Raw genomic sequence first — 17,630 nt, 5'->3', positions numbered from 1 at the left:
CGCCTTCCCCGAGGCCGCCTCAATCCGCCGCGAAGCAATAGAAATAGCCGTTGCCGCCTGTGGAGCGCAGGTTCTCGGCGCTGCAGCCGCGGGAGTCATGGGCGGCGTTCCAGGACGTGTTGCCGCCGCCGTGGCGATCATGGTGGCCGACCGTTGCAGAGCCTTCGCCGTTGGAAGTCCAGTTCGAGCAGGTCTTGTCGCCCTCCTGCCAGGGGAAATAGGCGGTGCCGTCCTCCTGAGTGCCGGTCAGGATGTCATGCTCATTCGGGTCGTCGCCGCGCCCCTTGATGCGGTTGCCGTTCTCGTCCACCGCCGTCCGCAGGTACAGGTTGGGCATGATGTGCAGCTGGTCCAGGTCCACCGCAATCAGCTCGCCGTTGGCGTTGTACCAGGGGCCGGTGCCGATGCGGGAGCGGGCGGAGATGCCGCGCTTGCCCTCTTCCTGGGTACTGAGGTACGCGCGCCAGGTGCGCCCGGTAGAGCCCGCCGCCTCTGCCAGGCTGGCGCAATGGGCATCCGCCCCCTCCAGCCCGCCAAGGTTGCCGCCGTCGCCCAGGCCGGAGGACGTGACGAAGAATCCCATTGGCGGATCTTCCGCCTGCGACACCGATGCCAGCGCGCAGGCCGCGGTGCAGGTCAGGACAGCGAGAAACTTGTTCATGGAAACCTCCCATTCTCCAGGACTGGGTGCAGGATGCCGCATGGGACCGGGCAAGGATACGCCAGAGGGCGGGTTTCACGAAAGCGTGTTAAGAGGGACGCCTAAGCTCCAACTACCGTCGCTTACTTTTGCGCTGAAGAGACCGATTTGCCTCTCGGACAGATTTAAGCACTATTTGCTCTCCTCTATGAGGCGTGCAATCACGATGTCCGGCTTGCCGTAGGGAAACTGTTCCGCATCAAAATCGATCAAGTGCTCATGGTCATACCCCGTGCCCATAGCCTTCATATCCGCCGCACACTTCATTGCGAACTCTGCAAATTTCCTCGCTTCCTCTGGGGATTCGAAGCAAACGGTCGCTGCAGCGAGTTCCAAGAGCCTTTCGCTGCCGTCTGTTTGTTCATAGCCAAAAATTTTCATCCAGTATCACCTTTGACTAATCTTGAACGTTGTGCCGAAGGCGGAAGCAACTCCCCCCTGCATTGATGAGTAAAAAAGGCGCGCCATCCTTGGCGCGCCATTCGATTTCAAGTCTCCACAGGCCCGTCAGCCTTTTCCGTCACCGGCGGTGTCGGCGGTCACCGGATCGTCGGGATGGGCTTCCATCTCCTCATCATCGTAGTAGCCTTCCGCCCGCAGCTGCGCCTCGCGCTTCTTCTCGACACGGCCCACCAGGAAGATCGAGATTTCGTAAAGCCCGTAAACCACCACAAACAGGATGATCTGAGTGATCACGTCCGGCGGTGTCACAAGCGCTGCCAGCACCAGGATCGCCACCACCGCATACTTGCGGACCGATCCCAGGCCCTCGGCGCTGACCAGCCCGGCCTTGCCCATCAACGTCAGCAGAACCGGCAGCTGGAAGCAGAGGCCGAAGGCCACGATGAACTTGATCGTCAGGTTCAGATACTCCTGGGCAGAGCCCTGGAACACCACGCTGAGCCCCTGGTTCACCTCCTCGCCGACCACGGCCTCGCCGCCGGAGCCGAACTGCTGGAAGCCCAGGAAGAAGTCATAGGCTAGCGGGGTCACCACATAGAAGGCAAAACTGGCGCCCAGGAGGAACATAAAGGGCGATGCGATCAGGAAAGGCAGGAACGCCCCCTTTTCGCTTTTATAAAGCCCCGGTGCCACGAACCGCCACATCTGGAAGCCGATGTAGGGGAACGCCAGGATGAAGCCGCCTAGGAAGGAGATCTTGATGGCGACAAAGAACCCCTCCTGCGGGCTGATGAAGATCAGCGCACAGTCCTGGCCGCCCTCGGCCAGCACCTGGCACAGTGGCGCGGTGAGGAAGTTGAACACCGGCGTCGCCACGGTGAAACAGATCACCATGCCGACGATGAAGGCCGCAACCGAATGGATCAGCCGGTTGCGCAACTCGGCCAGATGCTCGATCAGCGGCGCGGTTGAGTCGTCGATCTCATCCGACTTGCTCATGACTTGGCCTCTTCTTCACTGGGCGCCGCAGGCTTAAGCGCCGCTTCAGCAGCTTCCGCCTTGGCCAGCGCCTCCTCGGCCTCGCGCGCCTTGCGCTCGGCAGCGGCACGCGCCGTCGACGCCTGAATTTTCTTGGCATCCTCGGCACGCTGCGCTGCCAGCTTGCCGGTTTCGCTGTCGGGGTCGTATTTGGCGGGATCGATCGACGTTGCCATCTCCTGCGCGGCCTGTTTGACCCCGTCCATGGCAGTGCTCATCGGATTCGATGCAGCCTTCAGCCCCTTGGCGACCTCATTCACCCCAGCCTCATCCGCGGCCTGATGCATGGCGCTGCTGAACTCGCGTGCCATTCCCTTGGCCCTGCCGACGAACCGCCCGACATTGCGGAACAGCACCGGCAGATCCTTGGGGCCGACGACGATCAGCGCAACCACGCCGATGACCAGCAGTTCGGTCCACCCAAGATCGAACATGGCCGCTTAGGCCTTGTCTTTTTCGGTCTCGGGGGTGACGTCCTTTGCCGATGCGGCAGCGTCTTCCTCGAGCTCCTTGGAGCCTTCGTTGATGCCCTTTTTGAAGGAGGTGATGCCCTTGCCGACTTCACCCATCAGAGAGGAAATCTTGCCGCGGCCGAACAGGACCAGAACCACGACGGCGATGAGCAGCAGGCCAGGCAGGCCGATGTTGTTGAGCATGTGTATCTCTCCTTGCGTGATCCGGCGCAAGTTGGCGGCGCCGGGAGAATTGTTCTCTACGGGTTTAGCGCGCAGGCCGCTTTGAGCGGAAGCAACAAGCCCGGCAGAAACACCCCGCAAAGCCCGGATTCCGCGGTTTTTGCCGCCTGCCCGCATACAACTGACAGGTTTATGTCAGTTGCAGGGAGGTAAATCCAGCCCATCGCATCATTCAAGGAGAAACGTGATGAGCAAACATGTCGCCGAAATCGTGACCTTCAAGCTGGCCGATGGAGTGAGTCCGGCAGATTTCACAGCGCTAATGCAGCGCACCGAAGGGTTTGTCCGCGCCCAGAACGGTTTTATCACCCGGCAGCTGAGCCAGGGCGAGGATGGCAGTTGGACCGACTATGTGGTGTGGAAGGATATGGCGACGGCGCAAAAAGTGGCCAAGACCTTCATGCAGCAGGAGTTTGCCCCCGAAGTTGTGGCAGCGCTTGCCCCGGACAGCGCCAGCATGCGCCATGAGGAGGTGCTGTGGCAGATGGCACCCTAAGCGTGCCGGGCTGCGCCTGCGGGCTAGGCGCAGCCCTTGACCTCCCGCCTCCCCCGCGCGAAGGCTGGATCATGCGCCGCACCGACCGCCTTTTCGAGATCATCCAGATTCTGCGCGACGGCAAACTGCACCGTGCCCAGGACATCGCCGAGCGGCTGGAGGTTTCCACCCGCACCATCTACCGCGATATGGACACGCTGGTGGCCTCCGGCGTGCCAGTGGAGGGAGAGCGCGGCGTCGGCTATATGGTGCGTGAGCAGATCAGCCTGCCGCCGCTGACATTGACGCCGGAGGAGCTGGAAGCGCTGAACCTTGGCATGGCCATCGTGGCGGAGGCCGCCGACCCGGACCTGAAGGCCGCTGCCCTTTCTCTGGCGGCCAAGGTGGACGCGGTGCTGCCGGAGCAGACCATTGCCGAGGCCGATGCCTGGAAATTTGCGGTCTACCCTTTTTCGGATGCGGCGCGAGCCTTTGCCCACATGCCCGCGCTAAGGGCCGCGATCAAAGCCCGGCAGAAGCTGCAGCTCAGCTACCGCCGCATCGACGGCACCCTGACAGAGCGGAGAATCCGCCCCCTTCACATGGAATACTGGGGCCGGGTCTGGACCCTCACCGCCTGGTGCGAAACCCGCAGCGCCTTCCGGGTGTTCCGGGTCGACCTGATCGAAGACGCCTCTGCCCTGCCCGAGCTGTTCGTGGACGAACCCGGCAAGCGCCTGCAGGACTACGATCCTTACGGGAACTCTGGCTAAGCTTTTTCATCTTTCTCAAAATACTCCGGGGGAGCCGCCAGCGGCGGCGGGGGCAGCGCCCCTAACCCAGCTCAAAACTGGTGACACCATAGATCAAATCCGTCTCCAGCTGCGGCGCAGGCCCGCGGTACATCCGGGCGGTCTCAAACACCGGTTCCAGCCCGAGGCCGCGCGCCATCTCAACCGCCGCAGCATGGGGCTCCGGCACATCCAGAAACACTTCCTGCCCCGCAGGCAGTTCCTGCAGCAGCCGCGCCAGAACCGCCTCGGCCGCCGGGCGGGACACCGCCACCAGCGGCCCGATTTTGCAGCCGCTGCCGCAGGGCCGCAGGGTGCCAAACCCGGCCAGCCTGCCGTCCCGGTATGCGGCAAAGGAATGATGGCCCTCCGCCCCCAGCCACTGCTGCCAGAAAGCCTGGCGCGCCTCCGGAAAGACGCGCGCATCCAACGTATCCAGCTCAGCCGCGAGGGCAGTCAGCATCTGTACATCGAACTCAGGCGATGCCGCCAGCACACCAGAGGGCACCCCGCCAAAGCGGATGTTGCGGTACGCCAGCTCAAAGCCGGACCGTCGGTAATTGTCCTGCTGGTCCACCACCCCATCTAGGCCGACAACCCGGCTCCCGGCATGCTCCAGCGCCTGCTGCCACAAGGCATACCCGTAACCCTGCCCGCGGAATTCCGGCGCCACGATGTAAAAGCCGAGGAAGGCGAACGCCTGCCCGTAGTTCACCACCGAGATGCAGGCGATCATCTGCCCGTCCAGAAACCCGCCCCAGAACCCTTCGGGGTCAAGTGAGGCAAAGCAGGCGGCATCCTGATAACCGGGGTTCCAGCCTTCGCGCGCCGCCCAAACCACCGCGGTCAGGATCTCCGCGGGCGTCAGCGGCCTGATCTGATAGCTGTTCTGCATCCGCACCTCCGGCTTCCCTGGCTGCAGAATGCCTCCTGACGCTCAGGCGGGGAAGACAAAACAACGGTTTCGGCGCACCGTCAGCCACATCACCCGGCCGGGTTCCGGCAGGAAGACGTTGGGCACCGTGGCCTTCAGAACCGAGCCATCGAAATCCATCCGGAACTCGACCAGGCTTTCGCTGCCCAGAAAGCGCGCGCGCTCGACCACCGCCCGGGCCGGCACCCCGTCGCTGGGGGTCGGCAGCGGCCCCTGGCCGCCGCGGTCAAAGTCGATGCGCAGGTGCTGCGGGCGGAACACGATCTCCACCGCGGTGCCATCCGCCACCCCCGGTGCCAGGAACTCGCCAAAGGCGGTGCGCGCCAGCGCGCCGTTCACTTCCGCCTTCAGCACGTTCACATCGCTGAAGAACGCCACCGCCGCCTTGTCCACCGGGTGGGTATAGACGTTATATGGTGCGCCCTGCTGCACGATCCGCCCGCCGCGCATCAGCGCAATCTCGTCGGCCATCCGCATCGCCTCTTCAGGCTCATGAGTGACCAGCAGGACAGCGGTATCTTCTTCCTTCAGCAGGCTCAGCGTTTCATCCCGGATGCCGTCGCGCAGCCGATTGTCGAGCCCGGAGAACGGCTCATCCATCAGCATAATCCGCGGCCGGGGCGCAATCGCGCGGGCCAGGGCCACCCGCTGCTGCTCGCCGCCCGACAATTGGTGCGGATAGCCGTCGATGAAGCGCTTCAGCGACACCCGGTTCAAGAGCTCTTCGACCCGCGCCCGCTTCTCGTCTTTGCTGCCCTTCAGCCCGAACCCGACGTTGTCGGCGACGCTGAGATGCGGAAACAGCGCAAAGTCCTGAAACATCAACCCGATCTCGCGCCGTTCCGGCGGCACCCGGAACACGGTGTCGCAGATCAGCTTGCCGTCGACATAGATCTCGCCGCTGTCCTGCATCTCCACCCCGGCGATCATCCGCAGGGTGGTGGATTTGCCGCAGCCCGACGGGCCAAGCAGGCAGGTGACCTGCCCGGCCTGGATCTGCAGCGACACGTCATCCACCACTGCGCGGCCTTCGAAGAAGCGCTTGATGTTGCGGATTTCAAGACGGGGGGCTGGAGTTTGGCTCTGCACGTGCACCTGTCGCCTCTTGCGGTCCCAGACGGTTTCCGTCGGGTTTTGCCGAAGCTCTATCAGCCCGCCTGCCCTGCTTCAACCCTGCGGCTGCCGGCCGCCGCGGCGGCAAAACCGGCCAGCAGCACAACCAGGCAGATCTGCAGCAGCTGTTCGTATTTGTGCCCCTCATAAAGCAGCGCCGCGACGGCCGGCAGATCGCGCAGCATATAGGCCGCCGCCCCCGCCATCGCCGCGGCAAAGCTGGCAAGATAGGCCCAAAGCGCCACCTGCCGCCCGGCCAGCGCCGCCGCCAGCACCGGCGTGAGGAACATGGATGCCGTGCCCGAGACCGCCACCGCGTCGAACAGCGTCTGATTGCCCCAGAGCGTCAGCGCGCCGCCTGCGGCGGCAAAGCCCAGCATTGCCAGCCGGCCGCCCGCCAGGGTGCGCGGCGCCAGGCGCAGCTCCTCGGTCACCAGGCGCGCGGCACTGCTGAGCGCCGAATCCAGCGTCGACAGCGCCGAGACCAGCAGCGAGACGATCAGCAGCACATAGACCCAGCCCGGCAGAATCGCGGCCCAGGTGCCCAAAAGCTGCCCCTCGTAAGCTGCGCCTTCGAGCGAGGCCTGGATGCCGAAGAAACCGAAGCCGATGATGCAGAGCGCAGAAATCCAGAAGGCATGCAAGAAGCTTTTGCGGGTGGTGGCGGGATCGGCGAGGAAGCCGCGGTCCATCATCACCGGGTCATGCACCGGGTAGGAGAACACCTGCAGCGCGGCAACCGCCAGCAGCACCCAGCCGTTGTGCGCCCCCGCAGCCCCCGGCGCGGTCAGCACCGCGCCGATGTCAAACCCCGGCCGCAGCATGAGCGCCGCCAGCGCCGTGCCGAACACCGCTAGGAACACCAGCATCTGGATCACATCGGTGCGCAGCGCCGCCGACAGCCCGCCCCAGGCGGAATAGCCCAGCGCCAGCAGCCCGACGGCAACGATGGCGATGGTCTCGGCGCCCTGGACCTGCGGCAGGGCGGCGGCGAAGATCAGCCCGACCACAAGGAGGTTGGCAAAGACCTCGGACAGAAGCCGCAGCGCGATCACCAGGTTGTAGGCCATGGTGCCGACAGCGCCGAACCGTTGCGCCAGCCAGTCCTGAACCGACCCTGCCCCCTGCGCGCGCATCCGCCCGACGATATAGCCGCCGGTCAGGAATGAGCCGTAGTAGGCCGCATATGCCAGCGTGCCGGCAATGCCGTAGTAGAAGCCCAGGATCGCCGCATTCATCAGCGAGCGCGCGAAGATCCAGGTGGTGACCTGCGACAGAACCAGCGTCCACAGCCCCGGTGCGCGGCCGCTGGCAGCCTCGCCGCCGAAGAAGCCGCCCACGGTCACCCGGCGCGGCGCGAAAATCAGGCTGAGGGCAATGACGGCCGCAAAGAGCGCGGTGATGGCAAAGGCTTGCATGGCGGGTTCCCGTGATGTGACCCGCCCCGGACTAGCAGCGGCGCCCGGCCGCTGCCAGATCTTGCACAGGAACGTGATGCCGCGTCAGCCGCTGCGCCGCCGCGCGGCCCTCAGGCCTCCGGCAGCAGCTCAAAGGCGGCTTCGGCGCGGACGCGGCCGTTGACCATCAGCTCCACCCGGTGCGGACCCGGCACCAGCCGAAAGGTCGTGGCATCGCCCTTCAGCTTGTGCTTCTTGGCCAGCTCCAGTGTGCCGCCGGTGATCTTGGCCTGCTTCAGCTTGAACACCTTGGCTGAGGTTCTGCCCGCAGGGCGCTGGAAATGCAGGATATAATCCACCAGTACCGGCGCCCCTGCCGCACCCTGCAGTCGACAGGAGAAATCCAGCGACTCGCCGATGCGCACCGCTCCCGGCGCCTGGATTCGGGTGTCCAGCTCCAGATCCGGGTCATAGCCCAGCATTTTCATCGCCCGCGGATCGCCTGCCTTGACCAACCCGCGCAGGGCGTGGGCGGTGATCCAGTCCAGCTCCCTTCGGGTCTGCGCCCCGGCGGCCTGCCAGCGCTCCAGCCGGTCCATCACCAGAGCGGGTTTCTTCTTGGCGATGTCGTTGAGGTGATTGGCGACCGAGCGCGTCACGAAGCGCGCGTTGTCGCCGTGCAGCCGGTCCAGCAGCGGCAGCGGATCGGCCAGCGCCAGCCCCACCGCCTCGCCCCAGGGCAGCCTGGGCCGTGTGCCCTCGCTGACCAGGCGGCGGACGTGATAGCTGGAATGCCCGGCCCAGCCCTCCATCCGCGCCAGCACCTCAGCAGGCCAGCGGTTCAGGAAGGGGCGGATGGCCCATTCCATCGAGAAGCGCTGGGTGATCTCCTCCAGCAGGTCCAGCGACAGATCGCGGTGATCCTCCAGCCCGCGGCGGGCGACATATTCGCCCAAAGGGGCAAAGATAAAATCGCCGAAATCACCATCCTTCAGCGACGGGTCCAGCGGAGGCGGCAGCGCGCGCAGCAGAACCGGCGCCGCATCGGGGAGGCTGGCGGGCAGATGCTCTGCCAGCACACCGGCGATCAGCGTGATGCGCTGCTTCAGCTCCAGCGCGGGCAGATCCGCCATCACCTGCGCCTCGAAGGCGGCAGCATCAAATCCAGCGTCAGTCGCAGAAAAAAGGCCCGCCAGATAGCGGACCTTGTCGCGGTTGAACAGCTGGTCTTTCAGGGAAAACCCGCTGGCCATGCCCGGCTCCTTACATCGTGGTGTTGGTGGCGCCGCCATCCAGCAGGATGTTCTGGCCGACCATGAAGCCCGCGTGCTGCGAGCAGAGGAAGGCGCAGGTGGCGCCGAATTCCTGGCGGGTGCCGTAGCGGCCTGCCGGAATGGTGGCGCAGCGCTGCACCTTGGCCTCTTCGGCGGTGATGCCCTGCGCCTTGGCGGCGCCATCGTCCAGCGACACGGCGCGGTCGGTGGCGTGGATGCCCGGCTGCAGGTTGTTCATGATGACGCCCTGTCCGGCCACCTGGCGCGCGGTGCCCGCGACATAGCCGGTAAGCCCGGCGCGTGCCGCGTTCGACAGCCCCAGCACCGGGATTGGCGATTTCACCGAGACCGAGGTGATGTTGACCACCCGGCCCCAGCCGCGCTCCATCATGCCCGGCACCAGCGCCTTGATCAGCGCGATCGGCGTCAGCATGTTTGCATCCAGCGCCTTGATGAAATCTTCGCGGTCCCAGTCAGTCCACATGCCCGGCGGCGGGCCGCCCGCGTTGGTCACCAGGATGTCCACGCCCTTCGCTGCATCCAGCACCTGCTTCTGGCCCTCCGGCGTGGTCACATCGGCGGCAACGGTCGCCACATCGACGCCGTACCGATCACGGATTGCCTGCGCGGATGCCTCCAGCGCCCCGGCGCCGCGGGCGTTCATCACCAGGTTCACCCCGGCCTCTGCCAGTGCCTCGGCACAGCCGAGCCCAAGCCCCTTGCTGCTGGCGCAGACCAGCGCACGCTTGCCCGAAATACCCAGATCCATCTTTGTCCTCCCTCGGGAATCTTCTCAGTTGTCGCAGAGATTGCACCGGCCGTTCCCCGAAGGCCAGCCCCGCAGTACCCGCCCCGAAGGTTAAACTGCCGGAAAAACAGCGCCTTCCCTCCGCCGTTTCGCCACAATTTCAGAGCAATTTCACCAGACAGGAAGCTTTTCAGGGGCTATATCCGAATGAAGAACCTCAGCAGAACCGCATGGGACAGACAGTGACCGCCAGCCTTTCCTCCGTCCAGGCCTACCCGGCCGAGCGTTTCCGCGTGGAATACGGCGCCAACATGGGCGACTCTCTTGGCGTGCTTGAGGATCTGGTGCTGGATGACATCTATCTGCTGGACAGCGCGGCGCCGCCGAGGCGCCTGGGTATCGCCGCCCATCATGACGGCAGTCTTTCGATTGACGACGGCACCGCCATCGGCACCCCCGGCGCGGTGCTGCACCTGGACTGCCTGCTCACCCTGATGCCCGACCGCGGGCCCAACACCGAGATTCTGGTGATGGTGGAAGCCGACTCCGAGGGCTATATCGCCGCGATTTTCCTGGTGCCGCTGGCGCCGCTGCAGGCGCAGATGCCTTACACCCTCGTCAAGGCGGAACGTGAACCGGCCCGGCGGAAGCTGGCGCAATCAGCCTGCGTTTCCTTCACCCGAGGCACCCGCATCACCCTGTCGACCGGAGAGCAGCGCCGGATTGAGGACATGCGACCCGGCGACCGGGTGCTGACCCGCGACGACGGCATTCAGGAGGTGCGCTGGGTCGGCCAGTCCACCCTGCGCGCCGTCGGCGACCTCGCCCCGATCCTGATCCGCAAGGACGCCCTGAACAACTCGAACGACCTGATCGTCAGCCCCAGCCACCGGCTGATGGTCTACCAGCGCCGGGACGAGATCGGTGCCGGCGCGCAGGAACTGCTGGTGCGCGCCCGCGATTTGGTGAATGGCGGCAGCGTGGTGGTGCTGGACGGGGGGTTCACCGACTATTTCCAGATCCTGTTTGACCAGCACCACATCATCTACGCCGAAGGGATCGCGGCCGAGAGCACCTTCCTCGACCCCGTGACCCGCCCGGTGCTGCCGGATGAGTTCTGGACCGCCCGCCCCGGTTTCCTGCCCGATTCGCACAGGCGCGGTGCTTACGGGCTGGACGTGAGCCGGTCGCTGCTGGACCGCCCGGACGCGGTGCGGCTCCTGAAGCGGGCATCGCTGCGCTGAGCCGCGCAGCCGCAGCGGCGGACAAACGGTTTCCCTTTCACCTCAGGCAGTTGCACAGATGCGGGCAAATTGCCGCCAATTGCATCTGTATCTAGTAGCATCGACCTGACACACCTACCAGATCCTGCTATGCTGCTGGCAACAACAAGAGAGCAGTATGATCAGGCACATTTTCCTCACGTTGGGGCTCATGCTATTGGCATGGCCTGCCGCGGCGCAGAAAGCAGGCGTCGGCGCCTGGGAGAATTCCAGCAACAGCATCCTCAGCTGGATAGAGGACACGCCGGGTCTCGGCTGGTACTACAACTGGCGGCCGGACCAGATGTACCACAGGGGCCGCCAGAACCGCTCTGTCGAATTTGTGCCGATGATCCATGGCGCAGGCGATGTCAACAAGCGCATCCGGTCGGACCGGAAAGTGACTGCTCTGCTCGGCTTTAACGAACCCGACGGGCATACCGGAGGCCACCAAGCCGGCATGACCGTGGACAAGGCGGTCAAACTGTGGCCGAAACTGGAACGCCATGGGCTGCGCCTGGGCAGCCCGGCCACCACCCAGTCCGGAACCCTGGGGCGCAACTCCTGGCTGCGACGCTTTATGGACCAGGCCGAGGGCAAGGGGCTGCGTGTCGATTTCATCGCTGTTCACTACTACTCCGAAGACGGCAACGTCGGCGATTTTGAGCGATGGCTGCGCGCCGTGCACCGCGAATACGGCCGCCCGGTTTGGGTGACTGAATTCGCCCATATCGATTGGTCCCGCCCCGCTGCGGCCAGCCACGCCGGCAACGCCGCCTTTGCCCGCAAGGCAATTGCGATGATGGAGCGCCTGCCCTTTGTCGAACGCCACGCCTGGTTTGCAGCCAACCCTTACCCCTGGCAGGGCCGCGCGCCGCAAATCAATCTCTTGCGCGACGACCTGACCCTGACGCCCTCAGGCGATGCCTTCACCCGGGCCGTCAGCCGCGCAGCGGGACTGCAGGTCGCCAGCAATTGATCCGCTGCAATGCTGCCGGGGCGTCCGTCAAACAGCCTGGCTGAACCTGGGGCTGTTCCTGTCGCGCGGCTGACGGCCCGCAGGATCTGCGCCGGACTATTTCATCACAACCATTACAGCCGTTTACCATTTATTAAATCGCGCCAAAGCAGAATAAAGCCGCTGCGTAAAGGGTGTGATTTTGATGATGAAAAGTTTCCCCGGTACCGGAAGCTGGCACCGCCTCCTCCGGGACAGCCACCTGCCCCTGGTTCATGCTCTTGTCATCGGCCTCTCGCTGATGATGACGCTTGGCGCCTATGTCTATGCCAGCGCGCAGACCGACACCCGCATCGAAAACGCCTTTAAGGCCGCCCGTGATCAGGCCGCCGGGCTGATTTCCGCCCGGATGGAAAAGTACGAGGACGCCCTGTGGGCCGGCGTCTCCGCGGTCCAGTCCCATGGCGGCGACATGACCTACCGGCAATGGAAGGACTTCGCGCGCGCGCTGCGGGTGGATCAAAGATATCCCGGCATCAATGGGATCGGCATCATCCATCATGTCGGTCCCGGCCAGTATAATGCCTATCTGCGGACCCGGCGCAGCGAACGGCCGGAATTTTCAGTTTACCCGGCCCATGACAACAGCGTCCGGCTGCCCATCTCCTTTATTGAACCCGAGGATATGAATGCCGCAGCGGTTGGCCTGGACGTCGCCCATGAATCCCACCGGCGGAAGGCAGCCCTGGCCAGCAGCACGACCGGCGAGGCCCGGATCACCGCCCCGATCGTTCTGGTGCAGGACGAAAGCAGCACGCCGGGGTTCCTGTTTTATGCTCCGTTCTACTCGGGCAGTGACACCGCGGGCCGCCACGAACGCGAGCAAAGCTTTGACGGCCTGGTCTACGCGCCTTTTGTGGTCCGCAAGCTGATGGCCGGCCTGCTGTCCAAGGAACTCAGGAACGTGCGTTTCAGCATCAGCGACCAGGGGCAACTGATCTATAATGAACATGATCCTGAGGACCCTCAGCACGACCCGGCCCCCAAGTTCACTGAGACAGTTGAGCTGGAGGTTTACGGCCGCACCTGGACCATAGATTTCCGCACCACCCTCGGGTTCCGCCAGGCGCATTCCTACTCGCAGCCGACACTTATCCTGATTGGCGGCCTCGTGATCGAAGCGCTGGTGATCTCCCTTTTGTTCATGATGGCCCGCTCCAGCCAGCGCGCCAGGGCCTACGCAGCGCGGGTTACCACCGACCTGCAGGAAAAGAGCGTGAAACTTGAGAAGGCGAACGAGGAGTTGGAGCAGTTTGTCTATATCACCTCCCACGACCTGAAGACGCCGGTGCGCAGCATCGGCACGCTGACGGAGATGATCCAGGAAGACCTGGAAGACTATTTCCGATCGGCTGATGCGGACCCCGAAGTGGCCGCCAACCTGGCCCGCATAAGCGAACGCGTGGACCGGATGAATGAGCTCACCCAAGGGGTCATGGAGTATGCCCGCACCGGCAAACACTCGTCTGAGGACAAACCGCTCTGCCTGGGCAGGATGGCCGAAACGCTCCGCTCCGACTTCGGACTGGCCGGCAGCCAGCTGGAACTGCACGGCAACGTGGCGCAGATTGCAGCAGACACGTTCAACTTTGCCCGCGTGGTGGAAAACCTGGTGGGCAATGCGGTCAAGTACCACCCGTCGCCGGACACCGCGAAAATCACCGTCCGCGTCGAGGATGCAGGCCTCCGCTACGATGTCTCGGTCCGCGACAACGGCGCCGGCATCGCACCGGAATACCACAGGAAGATTTTCGAGGTCTTTCAGACCCTGCGGTGCCCGGGCCAGCCGGAAAGCACCGGCATCGGCCTCGCCATCGTGAAGAAATCGGTCGAACGGCACGGTTTTGAAGTGACCCTGCATTCAGACACCGGCAAAGGCGCCGACTTCCGGTTCAGCTGGCCAAAGGCCGGCGCCGGAGCCCCCGCCGCCCCGCAAGCCCAAGCCGCCTGACGTGGAGATCACCGAATGAATATCCTTCTGGTCGAGGACAATGACGTGGAAGCGCTCATCATGGAGCGCATCCTGAAGAAACACAGCCCCTCCGCCAGGGTTGTCCGGGCCTGCGACGGGCTGGAAGCGCTGGAAATCCTGACCTCGGAGCAGGACCAGATCCTGCCGCAGCCATTCTTCATCCTGCTGGACATCAACATGCCGCGCATGAACGGGCATGAGTTCCTGGACGAGCTGCGCGCCAGGAAGGAGATCGCCAGCAGCTTCGTCTTCATGTTCTCGACGTCCGGCAACCCCGATGACATCGCCCGCGCCTATCAGCGCAATGTCAGCGGCTACATCGTCAAGCCAAGCTCTTCAGCCGCCACCAAGGAGGTGCTGAGCGCTCTGCAGGACATGTGGGAAATCTGCACCCCGCCCCAGAGCGCCGGCCGCTGACACCAGCGCGGCCGGCGGGGCGCCATGCCGCAGCAGCGGCTGGGCGGGCGGGGTCAGCGGAATTGTATCTCGCTGATCGCGGTGTCCCGGTACCTGGTCCCGTGGTACACCCCGGTCAGGGTGAAGGTGATCCAGGTGACCTGCCCCAAAGGCGGCAGGCTCAGCTCCTGCAGGCCGTCCCGGTCCTGCAGCTCCACCTCGCCCCGGAAGCCGGCCGAGGTCTGCACCGTCATCGACCGGACCCGGCTGTTTTTCAGGAAGATATCCCGGCTCTTGCCATAGCCGTTGGCGATCAGCACCCGGCTGACCTGCTGCGGCCCCGGAAAGGCAAAGCGAAGGACCTCCCCTTCGCCGTCATCCGCCCGGCCTTCTACCCAGGCGGTGCTGGCGCTGCCGTCCGACAGCATCGCCCCCGAGTAGGCATTGCGCCCCTGGGGCGCCAGATGGGAGGACACGCACAGCTCGCCGCCAACGGTGCCGAAGCGGCCCCGGTGGCAGCTGTAGGCCGGAGTTGCGGGCAGCGGCAGATGCCGTTGGGGCTGGGGTACCGGCGCATCAAGGCCGGCCAATGCCTCCAGTGCCAGGATGACATAGAAATTCTCCGGCTGTTCCCGGTGAGCCTCCACAAACGCCTGCCAGGCGGCCCGGGTATTGATCCGCTCGGCCAGCCGGTATTTCTGGCTGATGCTGTCCGCCGGCAGGGCTGCCGGTGCGCTGCCGGTCTGTGCCGCCGCCGGACGGGTGTGGAAATAGAAGTCCCCGGTGATCGAGCTGGTCTCCCACGGCACCTGCCGCTCCTGCGTGGCAGCCAGCACCTCGCTGCGCGCGGCCTTGAACACGGCCTCGATCGTGCGGCCGCCGCCTGCCGATATCGCCCCGGCCAGCGCTTTGGTATAGGGGGAGTTCGCGCCGCTGCCATCGAGCGCCACGTCGCCCGGCGCAGTGGCATAAGCGATCAGCGTGCCGCGCGGCGCATCCACCGGTGCCAGCCCCCGCGCCGCCGATCGGGCAGAGGCGGCAAAGGGATTGTTGCGGCAAGCATCCAGAATGACGATGTTGATGCTGGCATTCGATGAATTCATCACCCGCAGAAAGCTGTTCACATTGACCGCTTCCAGGTCGATTTCATCCTCGCTGGTGATGGCGGCGCTGACCGGCACCAGATAGTTCTCCCCGTCCACTTGCACGCCGTGCCCGGCATAATAGAACAGCCCGGCCTCCACCCCGTCGCCGCGCAGCCGCCGCCCGAACCGCAACAGCGCCTGTTTCATGCCGCCCAGATCCGCGTCCAAAAGCGTGGTCACCTCGAATCCCGCCCCTTCCAGTGCCCCAGCCATCACCCGCGCGTCATTGCCGGGATTGGCCAGCGGAGCGGTATGGGCGTAGTTCGAATTGCCTACGACAAGCGCGATCCGCTCCCCGGCCCGGGCCGCCGCACCGGCGAGCGTGACAAGAACGAGGACCGCGCCTGCGGCCGCGGCCCGGATCAGCCAAAATCGATGCAGCATCCCGCCTCTTTCCCGTGGTTTGCAAACAAGGGCTTGCGGCCATCTAGGCAAAGACGGCGGAAAAAATCAATTGCGGCAGCGGAGTGCGCGCGGCCGCATGTCCCAGAAGGCACGGCGCAAGAGTGGCCGCAGCGCGCGCGCAGCTGCGTAGTTTTTAGTGCCTCAACCGTGCCTGCCAGCCTTCAAACCAGCACGGGGCCGCGCCCCGTTTTTCTTGCCTCTTTCGGCATTCCTGCTATACGCGCGCTCATGCTGGATTCCGTCACAAACCGCCCCGAACTGCCGCCCGAAATTGCCCGCCGCCGGACCTTTGCGATCATCTCGCATCCGGACGCCGGCAAGACCACGCTGACTGAAAAGTTTCTCTTGTACGGCGGCGCGATTCAGATGGCCGGACAGGTGCGCGCCAAGGGCGAGGCGCGGCGCACGCGCTCGGACTTCATGCAGATGGAAAAGGACCGCGGGATCTCGGTCTCGGCCTCGGCGATGTCTTTCGATTTCAGCGGCTTCCGCTTCAACCTGGTGGACACGCCGGGCCACTCGGATTTTTCCGAGGATACCTACCGCACGCTGACGGCGGTGGACGCGGCGGTGATGGTGATCGACGGCGCCAAGGGTGTGGAAAGCCAGACCCAGAAGCTGTTCGAGGTCTGCCGCCTGCGTGACCTGCCGATCCTCACCTTCTGTAACAAGATGGACCGCGAAAGCCGGGACACCTTTGAGATCATCGACGAAATCCAGGAAATGCTGGCGATCGACGTGACCCCGGCCAGCTGGCCCATCGGTGTCGGCCGCGACTTCATCGGCTGCTACGATATGCTGCGCGACCGGCTGGAGCTGATGGACCGCGCCGACCGCAACAAGGTGGCGGAAAGCATCGAGATCAACGGCCTGGACGACCCCAAGCTGGCCGAGCATGTCCCCGCGCACCTGCTGGAAAAGCTGCTGGAAGAGGTCGAAATGGCCCGTGAGCTGCTGCCCGCCTTGGACCCGCAGTCGGTGCTCGAGGGCCACATGACCCCGATCTGGTTCGGCTCCGCGATCAATTCCTTCGGCGTCAAGGAGCTGATGGACGGTATCGGCAAATACGGCCCCGAGCCGCAGCCCCAGTCTGCCGAGCCGCGGCAGGTGGCGCCGGATGAGAAAAAGGTCGCCGGGTTCGTGTTCAAGGTGCAGGCCAATATGGACCCCAAGCACCGCGACCGGGTGGCATTCGTGCGGATGGCCTCGGGCCATTTCAAGCGCGGGATGAAGCTGACCCATGTGCGCACCAAGAAGCCGATGGCGGTGTCGAATCCGGTGCTGTTCCTGGCCTCTGACCGGGAGCTGGCGGAGGAGGCCTGGGCCGGTGATATCATCGGCATCCCGAACCACGGCCAGCTGCGCATCGGCGACACGCTGACCGAGGGCGAGGCGATCCGGGTGACCGGCATCCCGTCGTTTGCGCCGGAACTGCTGCAAGGCGTGCGCGCAGGCGATCCGATGAAGGCGAAGCACCTGGAAAAGGCGCTGATGCAGTTTGCCGAGGAAGGCGCCGCCAAAGTGTTCAAACCCTCGATCGGCTCCGGTTTCATCGTCGGCGTGGTCGGCCAGCTGCAGTTCGAGGTGCTGGCCAGCAGGATCGAGATGGAATACGGGCTGCCGGTGCGCTTCGAGGCCAGCCAGTTCACCTCGGCCCGCTGGGTCAGCGGCGACAAGGCGGCGGTGGAGAAGTTCACCAACGCCAATAAGCAGCACATCGCCCATGACCACGACGGCGACATTGTCTATTTGACCCGGCTGCAATGGGACATCGACCGGGTGGTGCGCGATTATCCGGACTTGAATCTGACCGCGACCAAGGAAATGATGGTGTAACCGCGCAGTCATTGGACCCAAAAATATTG

General features: G+C 64.5%; 18 protein-coding genes. 7 read left to right on the top strand and 11 right to left on the bottom strand.

Going from position 1 to position 17,630, the window contains the following annotated elements:
* Positions 1-19: 19 nt before the first annotated feature.
* The 5 genes from KUV26_RS00370 to KUV26_RS00350 form a co-directional block, all read right to left on the bottom strand.
* On the bottom strand, positions 20-661 hold the full coding sequence (locus KUV26_RS00370; protein ID WP_222502164.1) for a hypothetical protein: 642 nt from the start codon (positions 659-661) through the stop codon (positions 20-22).
* Between the two features lie 171 nt (positions 662-832).
* The gene (locus KUV26_RS00365; RefSeq protein ID WP_222502163.1) at positions 833-1,081 is read right to left on the bottom strand and encodes a hypothetical protein; all 249 of its coding nucleotides are present in this window, start codon (positions 1,079-1,081) and stop codon (positions 833-835) included.
* A 126-nt stretch (positions 1,082-1,207) separates the two neighbouring features.
* The gene (gene tatC / locus KUV26_RS00360) at positions 1,208-2,101 is read right to left on the bottom strand and encodes a twin-arginine translocase subunit TatC (protein ID WP_222506965.1); all 894 of its coding nucleotides are present in this window, start codon (positions 2,099-2,101) and stop codon (positions 1,208-1,210) included.
* Entirely contained in the window at positions 2,098-2,574 is a 477-nt protein-coding gene (tatB, locus tag KUV26_RS00355; RefSeq protein WP_222506964.1) for a Sec-independent protein translocase protein TatB, read from the bottom strand. The genes tatC and tatB overlap by 4 nt, the downstream gene beginning before the upstream one ends.
* Before the next feature lie 6 nt (positions 2,575-2,580).
* Positions 2,581-2,796, bottom strand: coding sequence for a twin-arginine translocase TatA/TatE family subunit (locus KUV26_RS00350; protein WP_222502160.1), 216 nt, complete (start codon positions 2,794-2,796; stop codon positions 2,581-2,583).
* 226 nt (positions 2,797-3,022) lie between these two features.
* On the opposite strand from KUV26_RS00350, the gene KUV26_RS00345 reads away from it, so the two are divergent.
* Positions 3,023-3,331 carry a hypothetical protein gene (locus KUV26_RS00345; RefSeq protein WP_222506963.1) on the top strand — a complete coding sequence of 103 codons (309 nt, stop codon included), beginning with the start codon at positions 3,023-3,025 and terminating at the stop codon, positions 3,329-3,331.
* 71 nt (positions 3,332-3,402) lie between these two features.
* Positions 3,403-4,083: a helix-turn-helix transcriptional regulator gene (locus tag KUV26_RS00340; RefSeq protein ID WP_222502158.1), complete on the top strand. Its 681-nt coding sequence runs from the start codon at positions 3,403-3,405 to the stop codon at positions 4,081-4,083.
* 61 nt (positions 4,084-4,144) lie between these two features.
* Here the strand turns inward: KUV26_RS00340 and KUV26_RS00335 are convergent, their stop codons facing one another.
* The 5 genes from KUV26_RS00335 to KUV26_RS00315 form a co-directional block, all read right to left on the bottom strand.
* Positions 4,145-4,996, bottom strand: coding sequence for a GNAT family N-acetyltransferase (locus tag KUV26_RS00335; protein ID WP_222506962.1), 852 nt, complete (start codon positions 4,994-4,996; stop codon positions 4,145-4,147).
* Between the two features lie 42 nt (positions 4,997-5,038).
* Positions 5,039-6,130 (bottom strand): ABC transporter ATP-binding protein, encoded by a 1,092-nt coding sequence (locus KUV26_RS00330; RefSeq protein ID WP_222502156.1) that lies wholly within the window; start codon positions 6,128-6,130, stop codon positions 5,039-5,041.
* A gap of 53 nt (positions 6,131-6,183) precedes the next feature.
* On the bottom strand, positions 6,184-7,566 hold the full coding sequence (locus KUV26_RS00325; RefSeq protein WP_222506961.1) for a sodium:proline symporter: 1,383 nt from the start codon (positions 7,564-7,566) through the stop codon (positions 6,184-6,186).
* A gap of 110 nt (positions 7,567-7,676) precedes the next feature.
* Positions 7,677-8,798 (bottom strand): hypothetical protein, encoded by a 1,122-nt coding sequence (locus KUV26_RS00320; protein WP_222506960.1) that lies wholly within the window; start codon positions 8,796-8,798, stop codon positions 7,677-7,679.
* 10 nt (positions 8,799-8,808) lie between these two features.
* Positions 8,809-9,588: an SDR family oxidoreductase gene (locus KUV26_RS00315; protein ID WP_222506959.1), complete on the bottom strand. Its 780-nt coding sequence runs from the start codon at positions 9,586-9,588 to the stop codon at positions 8,809-8,811.
* 209 nt (positions 9,589-9,797) lie between these two features.
* On the opposite strand from KUV26_RS00315, the gene KUV26_RS00310 reads away from it, so the two are divergent.
* The 4 genes from KUV26_RS00310 to KUV26_RS00295 all read left to right on the top strand — a co-directional run bounded on the left by KUV26_RS00310 (position 9,798) and on the right by KUV26_RS00295 (position 14,236).
* Positions 9,798-10,811 carry a Hint domain-containing protein gene (locus tag KUV26_RS00310; protein WP_222506958.1) on the top strand — a complete coding sequence of 338 codons (1,014 nt, stop codon included), beginning with the start codon at positions 9,798-9,800 and terminating at the stop codon, positions 10,809-10,811.
* Positions 10,812-10,968: 157 nt separating this feature from the next.
* The gene (locus KUV26_RS00305; protein WP_261399691.1) at positions 10,969-11,808 is read left to right on the top strand and encodes a glycoside hydrolase family protein; all 840 of its coding nucleotides are present in this window, start codon (positions 10,969-10,971) and stop codon (positions 11,806-11,808) included.
* A 184-nt stretch (positions 11,809-11,992) separates the two neighbouring features.
* Positions 11,993-13,798, top strand: coding sequence for a CHASE domain-containing protein (locus KUV26_RS00300; RefSeq protein WP_222506957.1), 1,806 nt, complete (start codon positions 11,993-11,995; stop codon positions 13,796-13,798).
* 15 nt (positions 13,799-13,813) lie between these two features.
* Positions 13,814-14,236, top strand: coding sequence for a response regulator (locus KUV26_RS00295; protein ID WP_222502150.1), 423 nt, complete (start codon positions 13,814-13,816; stop codon positions 14,234-14,236).
* Positions 14,237-14,289: 53 nt separating this feature from the next.
* Here the strand turns inward: KUV26_RS00295 and KUV26_RS00290 are convergent, their stop codons facing one another.
* Positions 14,290-15,744 (bottom strand): NADase-type glycan-binding domain-containing protein, encoded by a 1,455-nt coding sequence (locus KUV26_RS00290; RefSeq protein WP_222506956.1) that lies wholly within the window; start codon positions 15,742-15,744, stop codon positions 14,290-14,292.
* A 249-nt stretch (positions 15,745-15,993) separates the two neighbouring features.
* Between KUV26_RS00290 and KUV26_RS00285 the strand changes: the two genes are divergently transcribed.
* Positions 15,994-17,601, top strand: a complete 1,608-nt coding sequence (locus tag KUV26_RS00285; protein WP_222502148.1) for a peptide chain release factor 3 — start codon at positions 15,994-15,996, stop codon at positions 17,599-17,601.
* Positions 17,602-17,630: the final 29 nt, after the last annotated feature.

It is taken from the genome of Leisingera daeponensis, assembly GCF_019801465.1.
In the GTDB taxonomy this organism is placed as follows: Bacteria; Pseudomonadota; Alphaproteobacteria; order Rhodobacterales; family Rhodobacteraceae; genus Leisingera; species Leisingera daeponensis_A.
This window is presented reverse-complemented; position numbering and strand designations above follow the sequence as displayed.